The 17,728-nt window shown below is 66.5% G+C and carries 14 protein-coding genes; 3 read left to right on the top strand and 11 right to left on the bottom strand.

Annotation, left to right across the window (positions count from 1 at the left end; all coding sequences use genetic code 11):
* Window positions 1-2: 2 nt before the first annotated feature.
* The 8 genes from AC4OXY_RS34065 to AC4OXY_RS34030 form a co-directional block, all read right to left on the bottom strand.
* Window positions 3-2,084: a protein kinase domain-containing protein gene (locus AC4OXY_RS34065; protein ID WP_491991581.1), complete on the bottom strand. Its 2,082-nt coding sequence runs from the start codon at window positions 2,082-2,084 to the stop codon at window positions 3-5.
* Between the two features lie 52 nt (window positions 2,085-2,136).
* Complete coding sequence (locus AC4OXY_RS34060; RefSeq protein ID WP_491991580.1) at window positions 2,137-4,368, bottom strand: protein kinase domain-containing protein; 2,232 nt, start codon at window positions 4,366-4,368, stop codon at window positions 2,137-2,139.
* 10 nt (window positions 4,369-4,378) lie between these two features.
* Window positions 4,379-5,335, bottom strand: coding sequence for a protein kinase family protein (locus AC4OXY_RS34055; RefSeq protein ID WP_491991579.1), 957 nt, complete (start codon window positions 5,333-5,335; stop codon window positions 4,379-4,381).
* Between the two features lie 133 nt (window positions 5,336-5,468).
* Window positions 5,469-5,771: a WXG100 family type VII secretion target gene (locus tag AC4OXY_RS34050; protein WP_356024328.1), complete on the bottom strand. Its 303-nt coding sequence runs from the start codon at window positions 5,769-5,771 to the stop codon at window positions 5,469-5,471.
* Window positions 5,772-5,809: 38 nt separating this feature from the next.
* Entirely contained in the window at window positions 5,810-6,205 is a 396-nt protein-coding gene (locus AC4OXY_RS34045) for a WXG100 family type VII secretion target (protein ID WP_491994677.1), read from the bottom strand.
* A 56-nt stretch (window positions 6,206-6,261) separates the two neighbouring features.
* Window positions 6,262-7,362, bottom strand: coding sequence for a S8 family serine peptidase (locus tag AC4OXY_RS34040; protein WP_491994676.1), 1,101 nt, complete (start codon window positions 7,360-7,362; stop codon window positions 6,262-6,264).
* Between the two features lie 196 nt (window positions 7,363-7,558).
* Window positions 7,559-9,337, bottom strand: coding sequence for a WXG100 family type VII secretion target (locus tag AC4OXY_RS34035; protein WP_491991578.1), 1,779 nt, complete (start codon window positions 9,335-9,337; stop codon window positions 7,559-7,561).
* Window positions 9,337-9,849, bottom strand: coding sequence for a DUF2563 family protein (locus AC4OXY_RS34030; protein WP_491991577.1), 513 nt, complete (start codon window positions 9,847-9,849; stop codon window positions 9,337-9,339). Before AC4OXY_RS34030 ends, AC4OXY_RS34035 begins: the two co-directional genes overlap by 1 nt.
* A 484-nt stretch (window positions 9,850-10,333) precedes the next feature.
* On the opposite strand from AC4OXY_RS34030, the gene AC4OXY_RS34025 reads away from it, so the two are divergent.
* The 3 genes from AC4OXY_RS34025 to AC4OXY_RS34015 are packed head-to-tail and all read left to right on the top strand — an operon-like array spanning window position 10,334 to window position 13,710.
* The gene (locus AC4OXY_RS34025; protein ID WP_356024337.1) at window positions 10,334-10,807 is read left to right on the top strand and encodes a hypothetical protein; all 474 of its coding nucleotides are present in this window, start codon (window positions 10,334-10,336) and stop codon (window positions 10,805-10,807) included.
* An 11-nt stretch (window positions 10,808-10,818) separates the two neighbouring features.
* Window positions 10,819-13,077 carry a hypothetical protein gene (locus tag AC4OXY_RS34020; RefSeq protein WP_491991576.1) on the top strand — a complete coding sequence of 753 codons (2,259 nt, stop codon included), beginning with the start codon at window positions 10,819-10,821 and terminating at the stop codon, window positions 13,075-13,077.
* A 6-nt stretch (window positions 13,078-13,083) separates the two neighbouring features.
* The gene (locus AC4OXY_RS34015; protein WP_491991575.1) at window positions 13,084-13,710 is read left to right on the top strand and encodes a hypothetical protein; all 627 of its coding nucleotides are present in this window, start codon (window positions 13,084-13,086) and stop codon (window positions 13,708-13,710) included.
* 546 nt (window positions 13,711-14,256) lie between these two features.
* Here the strand turns inward: AC4OXY_RS34015 and AC4OXY_RS34010 are convergent.
* The 3 genes from AC4OXY_RS34010 to eccB are packed head-to-tail and all read right to left on the bottom strand — an operon-like array spanning window position 14,257 to window position 17,641.
* The gene (locus tag AC4OXY_RS34010) at window positions 14,257-14,847 is read right to left on the bottom strand and encodes a hypothetical protein (RefSeq protein WP_491994675.1); all 591 of its coding nucleotides are present in this window, start codon (window positions 14,845-14,847) and stop codon (window positions 14,257-14,259) included.
* 5 nt (window positions 14,848-14,852) lie between these two features.
* Complete coding sequence (mycP, locus tag AC4OXY_RS34005; RefSeq protein ID WP_491991574.1) at window positions 14,853-16,103, bottom strand: type VII secretion-associated serine protease mycosin; 1,251 nt, start codon at window positions 16,101-16,103, stop codon at window positions 14,853-14,855.
* 11 nt (window positions 16,104-16,114) lie between these two features.
* Complete coding sequence (eccB, locus tag AC4OXY_RS34000) at window positions 16,115-17,641, bottom strand: type VII secretion protein EccB (protein ID WP_362821913.1); 1,527 nt, start codon at window positions 17,639-17,641, stop codon at window positions 16,115-16,117.
* Between the last annotated feature and the right edge of the window lie 87 nt (window positions 17,642-17,728).

The raw sequence follows: 17,728 nt of genomic DNA, 5'->3' as shown, positions 1-17,728 counted from the left end.
GGTCAGAAGACCGGCAACGCGATCAGGGCGTTGCCTGCCGTGACGAAGACTCGGTTGCCGTCGGCCGCGAGCTTGAGGTCGTCGATGAAGCGAGGGTCGAAGTACCAGATCTCCGAGCCGTCCTTGACGCTCAGGGCGTGTACCGACAGACCGTCGTTCAGATCTTGGAGCACCCATACACCGCTGCCCTGGAACAGGACCGGACTCCCGTCGGTGCCGCCCGGGCCGAACCAGTCCTTGCGGCCCTTGCGGAGGCTGAACCGCTGGTTGAAACCACCGATGTTCGCATACACGTAGTCGTCGGAGAGACCGGCGGGACCCCATTCCGACGAGGACCCGGATTCATTGATCCCCCGCCAGACCTCCTTGCCGTCCGAGATCCTCCGGCCGGTCAGCGTCTTGCCGTTGAGATAGACCACACCGCTCGCGGCCACCGGAACGAGCTGTGTCTTCTTCGCCTGGTCGTACACCGTCCACAGCGTGCGGCCGGTCTTCGTGCTGACCGCCAGTGCGTGCCCGTCGGTGGTCGCGACGACCAGTGTTCCGCTGTCGACCACGCCGTGGAGGTACAGGCGGGTTCTGAACCGCTCCGGCACCGACACGGTCCAGCGGAGTCCCGCATCGAAACGACCCACCGAACGGAGCCGGTGGTCCTTCGTCACGACGTACACCGCCTCCTCGTCGACGGCCAGGAGCGTCTCGGCATCGGCCTGTGCCGTCCACTTGGGCTCGCCCGTGGACGGGACGAAGGTGTGCAGCGTGCCGTGGGTGTCGGCGGTCACGAGCAGACGGTCGGAGAGCGACAGATAGCCGCTTGCCATCTCCATGTCGGAGGCCTGCCAGCGCTGTTTGCCGTCGACGACGTTGAACGCCGCTACACCGCCGGACTTGGCACCGGCGATGACCACGTCGCGGACCGGCAGCGGCGCTGGTGACTGCGGTCCCACCGCCGCATCGTGCTTCCAGAGCGGCTTGATGGCGTCACCGACAATGAAGTCGCCGTCGTCGGCGGACAGGATGCGCGCCGTCGGTGTCTTCACCGCGGGCGGCAGGGCGAACAGGTCCTTGCGGCGCGAGCCACCGTCGCGCATCAGCCACCAGCCGGTGCCACCGGTCGCCGCGAGCAGCGCGCCACCGGCCGCGACCCCGGTGAGCAGTCCGCGCCGGCTCGGCCCCACCCCGGTCCGGGTCGTCAGCAACGGTGCGGTCAATTCCCGTATCTCGCGCTCCCGCTCCTTGATCGCATCGGCCACGGGCCCGCGCTTCCACACCCCGTCGGACTTCCCGGACAGAGTGAAGGCCCCGGCGATCTGCTCGGGAGTGGGCCGGCCCGCCGCCTCCTTCGCCAGGCACGGGGCGATCAGGGCATGCTGTTCGGGCGAGAGACCGTGCCAGCGCGGTTCGCCGTGGACGACCTCGTACTGGACCGCAGCGACATGCCCGCCGGTGAACGCCCGGCGCCCGGTGGCCGCGTACACGAGGACGGCGCCGAGGGAGAAGACGTCGGCCGCCGCGGTGACCCGACGGCCGAGCACCTGCTCGGGGGCGCCGTATCCCGGGGTGACCGGAATCTGCCCAGTGGTGGTGAGCGTCAGTCCGTGCTCCGGACGTGCGATGCCGAAGTCGATGACCCGCGGGCCGTTCGCGGTGAGCACGATGTTGGGCGGCTTGAGGTCGCGATGGACGAACCCGGCGGCGTGGATGTCGCGCAGGGTACGGGCGAGCGAGGTGGCCAGCGCACGCAGACCCGCGTCGTCCAGCGGGCCGAGCCGATCCACGATCTGGTCCAGGGTCGGCCCGGCAAGGAACTCCGTGGCGATCCACGGCCGTCCGCCCTCGGTCTGCGCACCCAGCACCGCCGCCACACCCGGACTCCGCACGGCCGCAGCCGCCAGCGCTTCACGCACGAACCGCTGGGCGAGACCCGCGTCGTGGGCGAGTTCGGGCCGCAGCACCTTCACCGCGGCGACGATGCCCGCGTGGTCCTGGCCGACGTACACCTTGCCCATGCCGCCCTCGCCCAGCACACCGAGCAGGCGGTACGGGCCAAGCCGGATCGGATCACCGGTCCCCAGGGGTCTCATCGCTTGTCGCTTTCTGTTCTGTGCGCCCGTTCTGTTCTCTGCACCGGCCGGTTCACCGCACGGGGAACGCCGCGAGGAAGTGGCCGCCCAGCGCGATGACTTCTCCCGCCTTCTCATGGATCATGAAACGGTCACCGGTGGTCCGGTAGGAGTGGGCCGGCTGCTGGGAGGACAGATCGATCGCCCACAACCGCGACCCTCGCTTGGTGTACGCGAAGTCGGAACCCACCACGGGTGGGGCACTCAGGTCCGCGTCGGTGCCCTGCCCGCCCTTTTCCTGCCACTTGACGCGCCCGCTCGCCGGGTCGAAGGCGACGAGCCCGAGCCCCTTCTCGACGGCGTACAGGGTGCCGTCCTTGATCACCGGAAGGCCATAGGTGCGACCCGGCCGTTCGGACGCCGAGTCCCAGGCCACGCTCCCGTCGCCGAGCCGCAGTGCCCTCAGTCGGCCGGCGCCCACGTACAGGTGCTGCGCGTCGGTGACCAGGGACTCCCGTACCCGGTCCGGGACGACGCCGTCGAGCTTGCGGTCCCACCGGACGGTTCCCGTACCCGTGTCGCGCACAACGGCGTGCACACTGCCGTCGTTCGCTTCCTGAAGCGCGACGAGGCGGTTCCCCACGACCGAGGCGCCGAGGAAGAACAGGTGCGGGACCTCCTGCTGCCGACGGGGCAGCGGCGCCTTCCACAGTCGCTTGCCGCTGCTGATGTCCACCGCCAGCACGTACCAGGACTGCGAGGCGAGGAAGCTGAAGGAGAACTTGCCGTGCCCGGCCACCGCGTAGGCCACCCCGCCCGCGGTGCACAGCGCCTGGTTCAGTGAGAGCCCATTGAGGTCGGTGAACTGCGCGAAGGGCTCCCCGACCGAGCCGGTGCGGACGTCGATCGAGGCCAGAGCCAGCGGGCGCGCATGGGAGGAATCGGATCCGGTGTAGCCGTCGTTCACGTCCTTCACCAGGAACATGCGCCCGGCGTCGGAGGCGATCTGCCACGGTATCGGCGCGTTGAGCGACTTCCAAGCGACCTTCCCGCTCTGCGCGGCGACCCCTTCCAGGAAGTTTCCGGCCATCACCACGACCATGTCACCGACGGCCTGCAACGGCACCGGAAAGGAGTCCAGAGGTCCTTCTGTGAATCCTCCGTTGTACGTGTCCTCGACCTGGACCTGCCAGCGCGAGTCCAGCTGCTTCTTCGGCAGCTGGCTGTTGCTGGGCCCGGGCACGGGCTGTGTCTTCGGACCACCGGCCCACTCGCTCCAGGCCCACGCCCCCGCCGCTCCCACGGCCGCGACGCCCAGTGCGGCGCCGCCGCTGGTGAGCAGCAGACGCCGGCGCGACCACCGTACGGGAGCGGCCGTCGCCGCCATGGCCGGCTCATCGGCCGGGGCCGGCAGCCGCTGCGGCGCGACCTGCCAGACCTCCGTGGCCCGACGCCCGATGTCGGCCAAAAGTACGTCCGGCAGGTGGTCGGCGAACTCGCCACCTCCGTCGTGCAGTTGGGAGGCCAGCCAGCCGGTCGTCGGGCGCCGGAACGGATTCTTGTCCAGACACTGCGCAAGCGCCGGCACCAGGTTTTCGGGTACTCCGCTCAGGTCGGGCTCGGCGTACTGCACCCGGTAGAGCAGATCCGCCGCCTGGCCGTGCCCGAAGGGCGGATGCCCGGTGGCGGCGAAGACGAGCAGCCCGGCGAGCGCGAAGACATCACCCGCGGCCGTGTGTTCCTGCCCTCCCGCCTGCTCCGGTGACATGAAGGCGGGGGTACCGACCGCGACTCCGACACGGGTGAGGTGATCATCGCCGGCCGCGCGGGCGATACCGAAGTCGATGACCTTGGGCCCGTAGGCGGTGATGAGAATGTTGGACGGCTTGAGGTCGCGATGGACGACATCGGACGCGTGCAACTGTTCCAGCGCCCCGCACAGCGCCGCCCCCAGTGCCCGTACGGACGCCTCGGGCAGCGGCCCGCACAGCTTCACGGCCTCGTCCAGGGACGGCCCGAGCACGTACTCGGTCGCGAACCAGGGTGTCTCAGCCCGCGGATCGGCGTCCACCACACCGGCGCCGAACCGCTCCCCCACGACCCGCGCCGCGTCGGTCTCCAGCCGGAACCGGGTACGGAACGCAGGATCGGAGGCGATGCGGGCGTGCATCGTCTTCAGCGCGACGGTACGTCCACCCACGGTACGGGCGAGATACACGGTGCCCATGCCTCCGCTGCCGAGGCGGGCGATGGGCCGATAGGAGCCGATCGTGTGGGGGTCGTCGTGGGTAAGCGGGGAAGGCATGGGGTCGTTGTCAGTTCTGGCTATGGGAAGGGTGGGTGGGAGAGGTCTGCCCGGCAAGGGAGATCTCCGCCGTGAGAACAGCCGCCGACTGATGGGCGAGGGCGGCGATGACACGCCCGGGGAGCCAGCCTGGACCGAGGAGGACGGCGGAACGGCTCTCTGCCTCAGCGCGCCCTCCCAGGGCGTCGATGAGTTCGGCCAGTTGAGGACGCTTCCTCGGGTCATGTGAGAGGCACCGGGCGATGACCGTACGCAAGGCGGCGGGAAGTTCGTCCCGCTCCGGTGTCGTGTACCCGGTGGCCGCGTAGGCGAGCGTCGCCCCGAGGGCGTACACGTCTCCTAGGGGACGCGGACGCCCGCCGGACGACTGTTCCGGCGGCAGGCTGCCCGGTTCGAGACCCGGCAGCCCTGAGCGGGAAGCACCGTCGGGCGCGGCCGCGCGCACGGCGCCGAAGCAGGAGAGACGCGGCCCGTCGGCGGCGATCAGGACGGCCGCCGGTGACACACCGGCGAAGGTCAGCCCCTGCCCGTGGAGGACGGCCAGCGTCTCGGCGAGGGCCGCGCCCAGCGCGCGTACGGTCCGCTCGGGAAGCGGACCTCCGTGTACGGCGAGGGCGGTGGGGAGGGGCAGGACAGGCAGATACGGGTGCGCGTACCACGGCGGCTCGCCCGCACCGGCGACGGAGGTGGCCGGGGCGGCGCAGGACCCGAGCAGATAGCGGGAGGCTTCGGCCTCGGCGAGGAAGCGCTGAGGGTCGCGACCGGACAGCGGGAGGGACAGCAGCACGGTGTGCTGTCCGTCGGAGCTTCGGGCGATGTACCGCCGCTCGGGGACAGGGACTTTGGTGTGGGGGTCGTCCAGGGCGGTGATCAGCGTGTACGGGCCCACTCGTCGCCGTGACGTGGCGGCTCTACCGGGTTTCGCCCCAGTGGCCACACCACCTACGGCGCCGTCTGCGGCGTGCATTCCCTGTCCTGATTCTTCCGCTGTACCAGCCTGGTTCCACCGCCCTGCCGGGTCCACACCGCGCACGACAGGGGGTGGGCACCCTCCGTGCGCGCCCACCCCGCTACCGCGACGTGCTGCTGATCCCGGCCGCTTACTGGAAGTAGCTGGCGGCCTTCTTGTCGCCGCCCATGTAGTCGCCGCCGGCGGCGTGCACGGCGCGGCCGATGGCGTGGAGAGCCTCGTGGATGGCCCGGGCCTCCTTGTCCCATTCGGCCTGCTTCCGGATGTACGCCTGGTGGGCCTCGCCCTCCCACATGCCCGAGACCTTCTGGACCTCGCCCTTGATCACTTCGAGGCTGGCCTCAAGATTTCGGGCCTGGGTGGCGATTTCGGTCGCCATCTGGTCGAGACCGTCGTAATGGACTTCCGTCACGTCACTGTTGTTGATGCCCATGTTTTCTCCGTTGCTGAGAAGTGGTGGTCCGGCCGAGATCAGAGGTGCGACAGTGCCGACGAGCCGCCGAGGTTCACGTCGATCTTGTGCACCGAGGCTCGGACCTGGTCCTCGGTGTGGTCGTTGATCTTCATGGTGGTGTTCATCGACTCGATGAACCCGACCAGGATGTTGCCGATCCGGACCATGTGCTCGTTGATCTCGGTCTGCTTCTGGTTGAACGCGCCGGCGCCAATACCCTTCCAGTGCCCCTCAAGCGAGTCGATCAGGTGCTGGAGGCGCGTGAGCTGACCCTTGATGTCGTCGAACTGCCCCAGAAGCTTCTGCTCAAGGCCTACGACTGAATCTTTGGTGATCTTCTGAGTGCCTGCTGCCACTTCGATGCCTTTCTCTGTGAACGGAGCCTGCCCGGTGCCGGCTTCTGGTGCCGGCACTGTCGGCAAGCGGACCTCTGCTCGTTCGGCGAATGAGCAGCTGTGCGGGAGACCGGTCAGGCGTTACGGCGTGCACGCAGCGCGGCGAAACCGGCGCCTCCGATGATGAGGACGGCCGCTACGGCGCCCACGATCACCCACGTGGTCGTGTTACTGCCGGAGTTGGAGTCCTTCGCGGCCGCGGAGGCGGAGCCGCTGGTGGAACCGGCGTCCTTCGCGGGCTGGCCGGAAGAAGCTGAAGGGGTGGGGCTGGCCGAGGTGCCATCGTCGCCGGTGGAGTCCTCGGCAGCGAGGGGGTCGACGTTGGCCGGACCGGGGTTGATGTTTGGATTGTCGAGGACCAAACGCGGGCGCAAGAGACCAAAGCCAAGATAAAGACTCCGCTCGTTCTTCGGCCACTTACGGCCGGCCGTGTCGAACAGCACGCGGAGCACCTGGTTCGCCGTCCATTTGGGGTGTGCGGACCAGACGAGGGCGGCGGAGGCGGAGGCGATGGCGGAGGCGGCGCTGGTGCCTTCGTTGCTGCAGTATTCCTTGAACGTGTTGTCACACCAGCCTGGTATGTCAACTCCGGGTGCCGCAAAGTCGACGTACTTGCCGTGCTCCGAGAACTTGGCAACCGTGCCGGACCGATCTGAAGCAGAGACTCCGTTGACGTATGGATAGAAAGCCGGATACTCGATCTCGTTCTTCTTCAGCCCCGAGTTACCTACCGCAGCGAACAGGAGCTTCCCCTTGGAGGCGGCGTATTTGATGGCCGCTTCGGCGTCCGGATCAATATATCCGTTGCCAAAGGACATATTGATGATCTTGGCACCACTATCGGCGGCGGCCTTGATCACATCGGCCGCCGTAGGCATCTTGTTCGCCTCCTGCTCGTCCTTCAGTGAGCTGAGCGCAATTCGGTAGGGGATGACCTTCGCCCCAAAGGCCAGACCTTTTATACCGTTGTCCGCACCGGTTCCGGCGATCAATTCAGCCATGGATGTGCCATGGCCGTCGTAGTCCTGGGTGACGTGGTACGAGACGGACTTCTGCACCTCGTCGACGAGAACCTGCCCCTTCAACGAGGGCGTGTTCGGATTCACCCCTGAGTCGATGACGGCGACCTTCACCCCCTCACCAGTGCTCGTTTTCCACATCTGGTCGGCCTGCATCGCGTCCAAGTACCACTGCTTCGACCGAATGTCTACGGCTGCGGCACCAGGAGCCAGGGACGCGGACACGATGGTCAACGCGCCCAGCGCGGAGCACACGACAGACAGGCGTATGCCGCCACGCCCTATCAGGCGTGATGCTTTTGTGTCACGTCGGCTAGTCCCTGGCTTCATGCCCGCGTACGTCCTCGCTTGTTCAGTCACTCTTCTGTGGCGCGTCACGCCGCTGCTTCTGCGACGAGCGGTGTTGTTCCTTCTCGGCCGACTTTCCGGCCCGACCTGCGCCACCATCCGCTCCCCGGCGGTCGCCTACCACACCCCGGCCGAACCCCGGCCTACCGAAGCCGCCCTCGGAGTCCTTGAGTGTCGAGCCGCTGTTGTTCCGGGGCGCGCCGATCACGCCCTCGGGGTTGCTCGCCGAACGCAGCGCCGACCGGCTTGTGGCAGGATCTGCCTTCGTTCTGGGCGTATCGACAACTCCACGCTGTCCGAGAGCGCCCTTCGGCTGTGCGGAGGAGACCGACTCCTCGGCGCCGATCACCATACCGCGCGGCACACGGGAATTGGATGCCGCTCCCGACGTGCTCCCTGCGACAGGTTTGCCGCCCACGACACCGTTGCGCGCCGCGCTGGAGGGGCCAGTGACTCCAACACGTCCACCGGGCGTGTTGGCCTTCCTCGGCGTTCCACCAGTGACCCCACGCCCCAGAGAGGAACGTCCGGCTTGTTGAGTGGACCCGCGCACAGATGACTCACCGGCCGGAGTCGTCGTACGTCCCATGGCCCGAGCACCCTGCCCCATGGGCTCCTGCGGCACACGGCCGCCGGCAGCAGCACGCCCTGTCTGTCCCTCAGGTTCCTGTGGCACTCGACCACTTGTCGTGCCCGCGGGGCCGGTGCGTCCCTGTGCCGAGGTCGGGAACCGGCTGGCCGGACCGTAGCCCGCCGTACGCCCGACGGTCGGCGCAAATGGAGGCGTCATCGGTCCGCTGGTCAGCGGAGGCGTGCGCCCCCCGCCGCCGGTGGTCGGAAGAGTGGGCACGGAGCGCTCGGGTTGTGTGGTGTGAGCTGGGGCAGGCAACGTGCCCACGGTGTTGATCTCGGTGCCGACCTGGTGGTGCGGATCGGAGGCCGGCTGGTGCGCATCATGCATGGGTGCGACATGACCAGGGGCGTGCGGGTCAGTCGACACCGCCGTCTGCTGATGGCTCGACACCGTGGGCTGCGTGGTGACCCGCTGCGACGAACCGTAATGGCCCTGCTTGTCGTCCGAGCGGGGGTCAAATCTGGGCCTCGGCACCCCCACAGCCGGCATCGGCTTGTACGGATCCGGCCCATTCTGCCCATGCAGGACGCCAGCCGACACCGCATAGTAAGAAGCGAGCTTGTTCATCTGATTGATCGCCTCTTGCCGATCCTTCTCGGCAGTCTTGGCGACCAGGTAGTCCGAGTTGCTGTCGACCTGCTTGGCCTTGGGCAACTCGGTGGGCAGCTTCCGGTCAGCCCTGGGCCGGGGGTCGCGGGGCGGCATCGACTTGCTCACGGTGGCCAGGCCCATGCCCGCAGCGGAGATCTGCGTGGCGGTCGTGTCGGCGAAAGCCGCGAGTTCGTCGCTCCAGTCGGCCAAGCCCTTGCCCCAGTCGCGGAAGGCGGTGGCGGCCTCGCCCTTCCAATCGACTGCTTTGATGCGAGTTCTCAGCTCTTTGGCCGCACCAGAGATGGCCTTGTGGGCGTCCCACAAGGCCCTGCTGGCCGACTCCAGATGCTCAGGCTGCGCTTGTTCGACGAGGTCGATCATATCGTTGAGGTCGTGGTGCTCGAAATTGGTCGAACCGAAGGCGTTGACGTGCACGCCGGGGCCGAGCGGGAAATTGCCCAGCATGTACTCCACGATGTCGACCGCGCCGACCTGCTGGTCCGCCTGCTCCACGCCGGGCTTGTACTGAGGTTCCTGCTGCCACTTGTCGTCGCTCATCAGTAATCACCGCCGTGCGTGGACTTGTTGGTCTTCGGCTCCGGTGCCGGCTTGACAGGCTTCTTATCCGGCTCCGGCTGCTGGAGCTCCTGGTCGAGTCGAGTCTGAATCGCCCAGAAACGTCGACGTACCTCTTCGTCGACGTTGTCGTATCCGATGTCGGCCGCCTGTACAGCGATCCCTAGCGCAGCGATGTGCAGGCCCAACGAATTCGACAGGTCCTTGAGGCGGTCGTGCACGCGGCTGTACTGATAAGACAGGTTCTGTGCCTCGTTGAACTCAACTCCCCCACCACTGAACGACGCCCGGCTGAGGGCGTGCTGAGCAATGCTGGACGAAGCGCCCGGTGAGCCGTCAAAGTCCTTCAGCGCATCGTTCACGCGCTTCTGGAAGAGCTTCAGAGCCTCAAGACCGCGTCTCAGATCCGAGCCGCCACCGTCACTCACCGCGACCCCTTCCCCGTTGGTGCAGCTGCCGACGCCCTGGGCAGCGCAGTACACCCCCGGGGCCATCGCTGACCACTGTAGTCACTGCGCAAATCGCAGCCAACTGAACTCTGCGACGGTTCAGTTGCAATGGTGTCCCGAAGTGACCGAGTCCGGAGCCACACAAGACCGGCACTCCGGTCAATCAGGGCAAGAGCACTCACACATCTGTACGGAAGCTTCACATTCAGCCACTGGCCCGTAGTTGAGGCGCCGGCGATACATGAACTTTGCGATCACACGGTCACCCCATGGGGTGACCTGCCGTCAGGTTGCCGAACCGTTCGATCGAAAATCAGCGTCGGCAGCCCGCCGTAGCTGTGACGCCGCGCCCGTAAGCGCAGCTCAGACAGGGACCCCAGGCGCCGCGCCCGCCGACGCACCCCCACCTGCCTCCAATCTTCACAGCCCGACAATCCTTCGATTGCGGACATGGACGAGTCTTTCCTTGTCTCAGGTTGCTAACTTGACCCGGCACCGGATGTATCCACGCGGGGGAAGGGGCCCTTCCATGGCATGGGACGAGTGGGAGCAGCTCAAGGCTCGGGCAGCCGAGGGTAAATCGCCGCATATGCGCCTCAATCAGCTGGCGGCGGCTGGGGGAGGCGGGGGTACGGGCGAGCTGGTGGTCCATCAGGACGACCTGGGCGCTGTCGGTCACGAGGCCAACATCCTTTACGACGACGTGAAGAGTCAGGCGGACATCGCCGCTGCTGGATCCGGGAGCGGGTCGACCGGCTCGACGATGCAGGCCGCCGCCACTCTCAAGTCACGCGGATTCCAGACGGGCGGTGCTCTGGAGACCACCGTCGAGATGTGGACTTCGCAGGTGAAGGCCGTGCTGCAGGCATGCGCGCACATCTCCGACCACCTGGACTACACCCAGAAACGGCATGCCGAGGACGACGCCAAGATCGGTGCCGTGATCCGGGGTCGTGACGGCTCAGCCGTGTCGGTGTCACAGCTCAACGAGTACTTCAAGTAGGAGCATCTCCGATGACTCTCAGCTTCAACGACCTCGTCGAGGTCGATCTCGGCACGCTCGCCACCGCCGTGTCGGACTGGAAGAAGGCCGTCGACGGTCTGAAGAAGTCGGCGGAGAGCGCCCGTACGGGGATGCAGGCCAAGTCGGACTCGGCGAAGTGGGCCGGCATCAACGCCACCGTGACGCGTGAGTTCGTCGCCAAGACCGCCAAGGAGGTCTCGGATCTCCACTCCGAGGCCAACAGCATCTACCAGGTTCTCGATGACGGGCACACCGAGCTCGAGTCGCTGCAGAAACAGATCAAGACCGCCGTCCAGGTGGACGCCCAGAATCTCGGTGTCCGGGTGGAGGACATCGGCGAGGGGAAGGTCCGCTGCTTCTTCCCGCACATTCGCGGTGACAGCGACGAGCGCACCCAGGAGCAGCTCGATCAGAGGCGGGCATTGGAGGACCGGATCAACGGCATCCTCGCCCACGCTGCCGAGGTCGACGCTTCCGTCGCCCGCGCACTGGCGAAGAGCCACGGCAACGACCCGTACGACGCAGGCCACAGCAAGTACGAGTCGTTGAACGACGCCGAGGCCGAGCGCGCCGTGGAACTGGCGCGCAAGGGCGACAAGATGTCCGACGCCGAGCTGCGCGAACTCAACCAGCTGCTGCGGTTCAACTCCCGTGAGAAGGATGGTGAGTTCGCCACCGAGTTCTACCAGGAGCTGGGCGGTCCGGAGAAGGCGCTGCAGTTCTACGCCGAGATGTCGATCGACGGCACGGGCAGCGATGCGACGAAGACGCGTCTCAACGAAGTACAAGACCTGCAAGAGGTCATGGGGTACACGCTCGCCAACGCCACTGACCCGGACCACAGGCAGCATCTGGACCCGAGTTGGGGTGCGGAGTTCCGGCGCCTCGGCACCCGGCAGATCGGCTGGCAGAAGGGGCAGTGGAACAAGCCGTACGGTTACCAGGTGCTGGGCGGGCTGCTGCGCTACGGCGACTATGACTCCCGCTTCCTCAATCCCATCGCGGAGCACATCACACAGCTGCACAAGAAGGACCCGTACTTCTTCCTGTCGAACAAGCCAACAGGCAACCCGGACACCTACGGCTTCAACCCTTCCGGCCAGCTCGGCACGGGGAACGAGCCGCTCAACAGCGTCCTCGAGGCGCTGGGACACAGCCCCGAGGCCGCTGAGAAGTTCTTCAGCCAGCCGCCGACCGCGTACAACCAGGATGGCACCGTCAAGAAGGACGGCAAACTGGGCTTCGACTCGTACGTCGACCTGCTCACCGACAAGGACTTCGAGTGGACGATGGACACGAACAGCGCGAATGTCCTCGCCGACGAGGACAAGGCCAAGACGGTCATGGGCTACGGTCCTGATGCGCTCGGCCATGCCTTGGAGGCAGCGACCACCGGTCTGCCTTACGGGAGTGACGCGGTGTCGCCTCCCCACTCCAAAGAAGCGGCCGAGATCTTTCACAAGCTCGTCGAGCGCTACGGCGGCACGCCCGAGGATCTGGACGACTCACCCCTGCGTGACAGTCTAGGGAACATCACCGCCGACTACATGCGGGATGTGCAGGGAGCGTTCATCGGGGATGGGAGCGCCGTGGGAACCCATGGGGCCAGTGCTCACCTCGGAAACCTCGATGTCACCGCCAACCCCGAAGGGCTCAGCCCTGGCATGCTCAAGAATTTCCTCAGCGCGGTCGGGAAGGATCCTGACGCCTATGGAGCCATCATCACTTCTCAAGAGTCGGTGACCACCGACCTCGTCAACGACGCGTTCCATAATGCCGATAAATACAAAGAATTGGCTCCAGAAGTTGCCAACCGGGTCCATGCCGGAGGCGAGATCGCCGGAATCATGGCAGAGTCTCGGACCCAATCTGTTGTTGACGAGAAAATCGCCGAGGATGCGGAGTTCAACGAAGGCGTCGCTACGGCTGACAAGTGGGCCGGGCGCATCATCGGTATGGGCGTCGGAAAAATCCCGGTGGGTGGAGAGGTGGCCGGCTGGGTGGTGGAGGACATCCAGGAGTCGGTCGTTGAGAATTTCACCAGAGATTCCGCACCAGAGGCTTTGAAAGACCGGGATGCGTTCCTGGAGCAGCAACAGGCAAGCTCGGCACAAGCGATCTACGATTCCACGTACACCGCCGCCAAGGAAGCGGGCTACGACGACGCGAATGCGCAGAGCCAGGCCACAGCAGCAAAGCGAGAGATCGAGAATTCATACGGTCTGGGTCGCCAGAGAGCAGGAAAGTAGCCGGTCGTGGATATGATCAAAAAGGCGCGAGGGCGGTTCACGCTGTGGATCGCTCTGCCCATAAGTGTTCTTGCTTTGGCCGCTGGGGCTGCTTGGCAGATGTGGCCGTCTGATGAGGCCGCTGTTGCGGTGCCGGCGCGTGTGTGCGACAACGCTCTTCCCGGAACAGCTGTGAAAGCCCTGCTACCAAAGAACGGAAAGCAGTTCTCGCAGTGGCATACCGGTGTCTTCAACCCGGACGAGGCCTACCTCAAAAAGGAACCGGGAACATGCAAAGTGTACGGCGGAGGTGAGTCGGTGACGATCAAACATGGCCTCTACTCAGGGAACGGCTACACGATGACAGACGTGGCTAGCGACGCGCTTACCACGGGGGCCACACGGATCACTCTCGGCGCGTCACAAGGGTTCCACAAGGAAGACACCGTCTACCTCTTCACCAATTGCGCATCGAAACAAGACGGGAAGGATTCACTGCTGGAAGTCGATATCACGTACCAGAAGTCGAATGTTCGGATGGTGATCGAGAAAATGGCTGCCCTTGCCGCGGACACCCTTCGGCTCGAAGCGCGAAAGCTGTGGAATTGTGAGGGTTCGGAAAGCCTCCCGAACAGCGCTCCTGAGATCGGCTGAACGGACAGAGAAGGATCGCCCCGGCTTCAAGGGCTCCTCTGTGAGAACGGCGTTGAACACTCATAAACGGCTGCGGCCATGGTGGCGCAGACGTATCGGGACGAGGATTCGGCCAAGTCGGCGTACGGGAGCGATTGGAAGTCCTGGAAAGAAGGGGGTCCGGTAGGCACGGGCTCTGCGGAACGGTGACTGCCCTACGCTGCGGATCGACCAACCCTGGCTCTCATCGGCGGACTGGCAGTCGAACCGACGCTACTCACGCATCGGGATGCTCATTTCACGCATCCCGCTTGATGAGTCCTCCTACTTGTTCAACGACGACTTGACGGATCTACGTATCGAGGAGGCGGATCACAACGGCCAGCTTTCCTGCTTCGTCTCCAGTGGCAGAGAGCGACTCATGGTGATCGTTCAACCGAAGCAAGCATGAAGGCTCCGCTGATTCCGTGGTGTAGGAGAACGTTAGTTCACTGGCGCGGAATGCCCCGGTGTCTACGTACGAGAGGGCACCGTGAGACGTGCCCTCCAGTCTCGCCCCGTGTCCGCTCAGCACTCCCCCGCCGAACTCGCCACCCTGAACACGTACTTGTACTGGGTGGATGAGCCGCCGGCGATGCCGGGCGCCTCGTAGTCGCCGGATTTGTCGCGGAGTACCTTGACGTGCATGCAGAAGGCCGGGTCCGCTCCTTCGGCCGAGATGTTGTAGTACGCCTCGTTCGAGTCCTCGGGGCTGGTGGGAGTGGCGTCCACGGCGGAGCGGGGAGCGTCGTTGCCGACGTGTTGGGCGATGGCGTCCTCGATCGTCAGCGCGTATCCGGTGCCGAGGTCCCCGGGTGTGTCGTCCTCGTAGGGGCTGTAGGTGGAGTCGCCGTCCAGGCTGTCCGCCGCACTCCGCACCGCGTTCGTCAGCTCGTCGTTGCTCCAGTGCGTGTCCTTGGACACGGAGATGCTCTGGAATCCGAAGTAGATGCCCAGCGCGGCCATTCCCAGGAGCGCCACCCGGGCGATGACGAAGTCGATGTCCCCGACGGGCGGGGCCGAGGGGTTGACGGACTCTCGCCAGGAGCGGACCCGGTCGGCCTTCGCGCAGGTCATCAGGATCAGCACGACCGATCCGGCGAAGAGCAGGAACGTCATCGACTTCACGCTCGGCCCTCCAGCGCCCGGCGCCTGCGGCGGGCGTCGCGCAGGGCCACGGCTCCACCGCTCAGGCCTGCCACGAGGACGGCCGCGCCGACGGCCACGTAGGTGGCGTAGCGGGCGATGCGTTGCTGGGTGGTTTCACCGAGGGTGAGTTGGGCGGGGGTGGGGGCCTCCACATGGGTGAGGCCCGGGTCGGGGTGGGGGGCATCGATCGGGTGATCGTCCTCCGTGAGCGCGCGGACCGGGTCCACCACGCCCCAGCCGACCAGGCGGTCGTGGCCGGCAATGGAGCGTTCCGCGGTCTGCTCGATCTGGGCCACGATCTGGTTGGGCTTCCAGTCCCAGTGCTTGGCCTTGATCAGGGCGGCCACGGCGGCCACGTACGGTGCGGAGAAGCTCGTGCCGTTGTCGGAGCAGTGGCCGCCCTTGGGGACGGTCGAGATCATGTCGACGCCGGGTGCGGCGACTCCGACGAAGTCTCCGGACTGGGAGAAGGCCGCGCGTTCGTTGTTGCGGTCGGAAGCGGCTACGGCGAGCACTCCCTCGTAGGAGGCCGGGTACGTGAGCTTCACGTTGCCGCCCAGGCCGTCGTTGCCCGCCGAGGCGACGACGACGATACCGGCGTTCAGGGCCTCGTCGATGGCAAGGTGCAGGTCGTTGTCCTGTGAAATGGCCTTCGTCGTGTCCTGGGAGATGTTGATGACGTTGGCCTTGACGCCGATCGCGCGTCGGATCGCGGTGGCGAGGGTGCCTGCCGTGCCGTGGCCCTCGGAGTCGTTCTGCTTGATCGGGACGATGGTGGCCTCGGGGGCCAGGCCCACGAAACCGGTCCCCTTCATGGGCCGGGCGGCGATGATGCCGGCCACGCGGGTGCCGTGGCCGACCGTGTCGGTCGTGCCGTCCGCCTTGCCGACGTCGATCTTCTGACCCTTGTCGTCCTTCGTGGGCAGGTAGTTCGCACCCAGGGTCGCGTTCACCGCGTCGGTCAGCTGCGGATTGCTCGTGTCGACGCCCGTGTCGATCACGGCCACCTTCACGTTCTTGCCCTTCGACTGGCTCCACAGCTCGTCGAGGTTGACGCGCTGCAGGGCCCAGGGCGTACCGGCGTACTTGTGGTTGTTCTTGGAGAAGGTGCACTGGTCGGAGGCGTCGTCCGCGGCGGCGGCCGGGGCCGCCAGCAGGGTGGCGGTGAGGCCCAGAGTCGCCGCCAGGGCCGTACGCGTGCGCAGTGCGGGCAGGGTGGAGCGCATCGGACGACCTCTCACGAACCCTGCGGCTGGCGTGCCGCCGCCGTCGACAGCCGCGGACCCGTCGGCAGGAACTCCGACCAGGCCGCGGGGATGGGGGCCGGGTTCACGTCTGCGTAGCCGAGGCGGGTCTGCGCCAGTTTGGCCTCCTGCTGGAGTTCCTGTCGCTGCTTGGACGTGAGGCCGACGCCCTTGTCGTCGGTGGCGCTGTCGTCGTTGGACTGCAGGGCGTAGCGCAGGCCGGTGTCGGTGACCAGGAAGACCGAACCCACGTTGGTCGCGGTGCCCTGGAACTGGCGGTAGAGCTGACCGGAGCCCGCGGTGACGTACGCGCTGGAGGAGCCGGTGGCCAGCGCCGCCGGGAAGTCGGTGCCCGCCCAGGTGCTCAGCGTGGTGGTGCCGTTGTCGGGGTCGACGTGGTTCAGGACGTTGCAGACGGTGTTGCGGCTGCCGTCGGCGGTGGGGGTGACGTTGACCGCGGAGGGCTTCTCGGTCGGCCACTTGTACTGGGCGGCGAACGGCTTGCCCCGGGTCATGGCGCCCGCGCTGACCTCCCGGAAGTGCCCGGCCTGGCCCAGCTTCACGAGGTCCGTGTCGGCCAGGAGGAGCTGGGCGACGAAGTCGGAGACCGGTGCGACCCGGCCCTGAAGCACCACGAAGTACTGCTCCTGGTCGGCGACCGGTGCCCGCAGCACCATGCCGACCTTGTTGGCATCCCCCAGCTGGCCGGGGGCGTTGGCCGGGGCTCCGGGGACGCCGGGGATCGTCGGGAAGACGATCTCGTCACCCTGGTGCAGGGTCGCGATCCACTCCTTGGACACCTCCTCCGGCTGGCGGTCCGCCCCCACGAGGGTCTGCACGAGGAGCTGGTCGGAGGCCTTGACCTCGTACGCCGTACCTGTCGCGTCGACCACGTACTGCTTCTTGTCGGTCGGGGTGGTGACGTAGAGGAGGTCGCCCCCGCTCAGCTTCTGCGGTCCCTGGGTCTTCTTCAGGTCGCGCTGGGCCAGGACGAACGCTGCCTTCTGGATGGAACTTCCGCTGCCGCTCGGACGCTCGCAGACGGCCCACTGCTTGTCCGTGCCGGCCTCCTTGTCAGAGGGCAGGCGGTCGGGGGCGTAGGGGATGCCGATGGTGACGCCGTGCGGGATCTTGCCGTTGTCGAGGATCGACTCGTCGACGGTGACGACGTCGACGTTGTCCTGGGTGTTCAGGACGAGCTTGGCGGACGCCATGTTGAGGACGGGGTGGAGCTGGGGCTTGTTGTTCGTGTCCAGCACCACGTACCGGGTGGTGGACTTGCTGGCGATGATCACCTTCTGCCCCGGTGTGTCCCAGCCCTGCGGAGCCGTCGGCTTGAACATGCCCCAGGCCCCGAAGGCCGCCAGCACGACGACGCCGACGAGGGCGCCCGGCAGGATCGCGCGCAGCGGTCGCGGGGCCCCCTCGTCGGAGGCATCCGGTGACGACTGCACGAACGACGCGAGCATGCGGCGCTTCGCGAAGGTGTAGGCGTTGAGTTGGTCCCGCCGAGATGCCATCTGTGCCTGTTTCTCCCCGTGTCTCACGCGGAGCGCGCCCGGGGACCACGCTCCCCCGCCCTCCGTTGTCGGACCCGGCCCCTACTA

It is taken from the genome of Streptomyces sp. HUAS MG56, from assembly GCF_058673395.1.
This window is presented reverse-complemented; position numbering and strand designations above follow the sequence as displayed.

What these genes read in the sequence shown, in the direction of transcription:
- AC4OXY_RS34055 (WP_491991579.1), bottom strand. Translation starts at nt 5,335, where the DNA reads ATGCACGCCGCAGACGGCGCCGTAGGTGGTGTGGCCACTGGGGCGAAA.
- AC4OXY_RS34065 (WP_491991581.1), bottom strand. Translation starts at nt 2,084, where the DNA reads ATGAGACCCCTGGGGACCGGTGATCCGATCCGGCTTGGCCCGTACCGC.
- AC4OXY_RS34010 (WP_491994675.1), bottom strand. Translation starts at nt 14,847, where the DNA reads ATGACGTTCCTGCTCTTCGCCGGATCGGTCGTGCTGATCCTGATGACC.
- mycP (WP_491991574.1), bottom strand. Translation starts at nt 16,103, where the DNA reads ATGCGCTCCACCCTGCCCGCACTGCGCACGCGTACGGCCCTGGCGGCG.
- AC4OXY_RS34030 (WP_491991577.1), bottom strand. Translation starts at nt 9,849, where the DNA reads ATGGCCCCGGGGGTGTACTGCGCTGCCCAGGGCGTCGGCAGCTGCACC.
- AC4OXY_RS34025 (WP_356024337.1), top strand. Translation starts at nt 10,334, where the DNA reads ATGGCATGGGACGAGTGGGAGCAGCTCAAGGCTCGGGCAGCCGAGGGT.
- AC4OXY_RS34060 (WP_491991580.1), bottom strand. Translation starts at nt 4,368, where the DNA reads ATGCCTTCCCCGCTTACCCACGACGACCCCCACACGATCGGCTCCTAT.
- AC4OXY_RS34020 (WP_491991576.1), top strand. Translation starts at nt 10,819, where the DNA reads ATGACTCTCAGCTTCAACGACCTCGTCGAGGTCGATCTCGGCACGCTC.
- AC4OXY_RS34040 (WP_491994676.1), bottom strand. Translation starts at nt 7,362, where the DNA reads ATGCAGGCCGACCAGATGTGGAAAACGAGCACTGGTGAGGGGGTGAAG.
- eccB (WP_362821913.1), bottom strand. Translation starts at nt 17,641, where the DNA reads ATGGCATCTCGGCGGGACCAACTCAACGCCTACACCTTCGCGAAGCGC.
- AC4OXY_RS34050 (WP_356024328.1), bottom strand. Translation starts at nt 5,771, where the DNA reads ATGGGCATCAACAACAGTGACGTGACGGAAGTCCATTACGACGGTCTC.
- AC4OXY_RS34035 (WP_491991578.1), bottom strand. Translation starts at nt 9,337, where the DNA reads ATGAGCGACGACAAGTGGCAGCAGGAACCTCAGTACAAGCCCGGCGTG.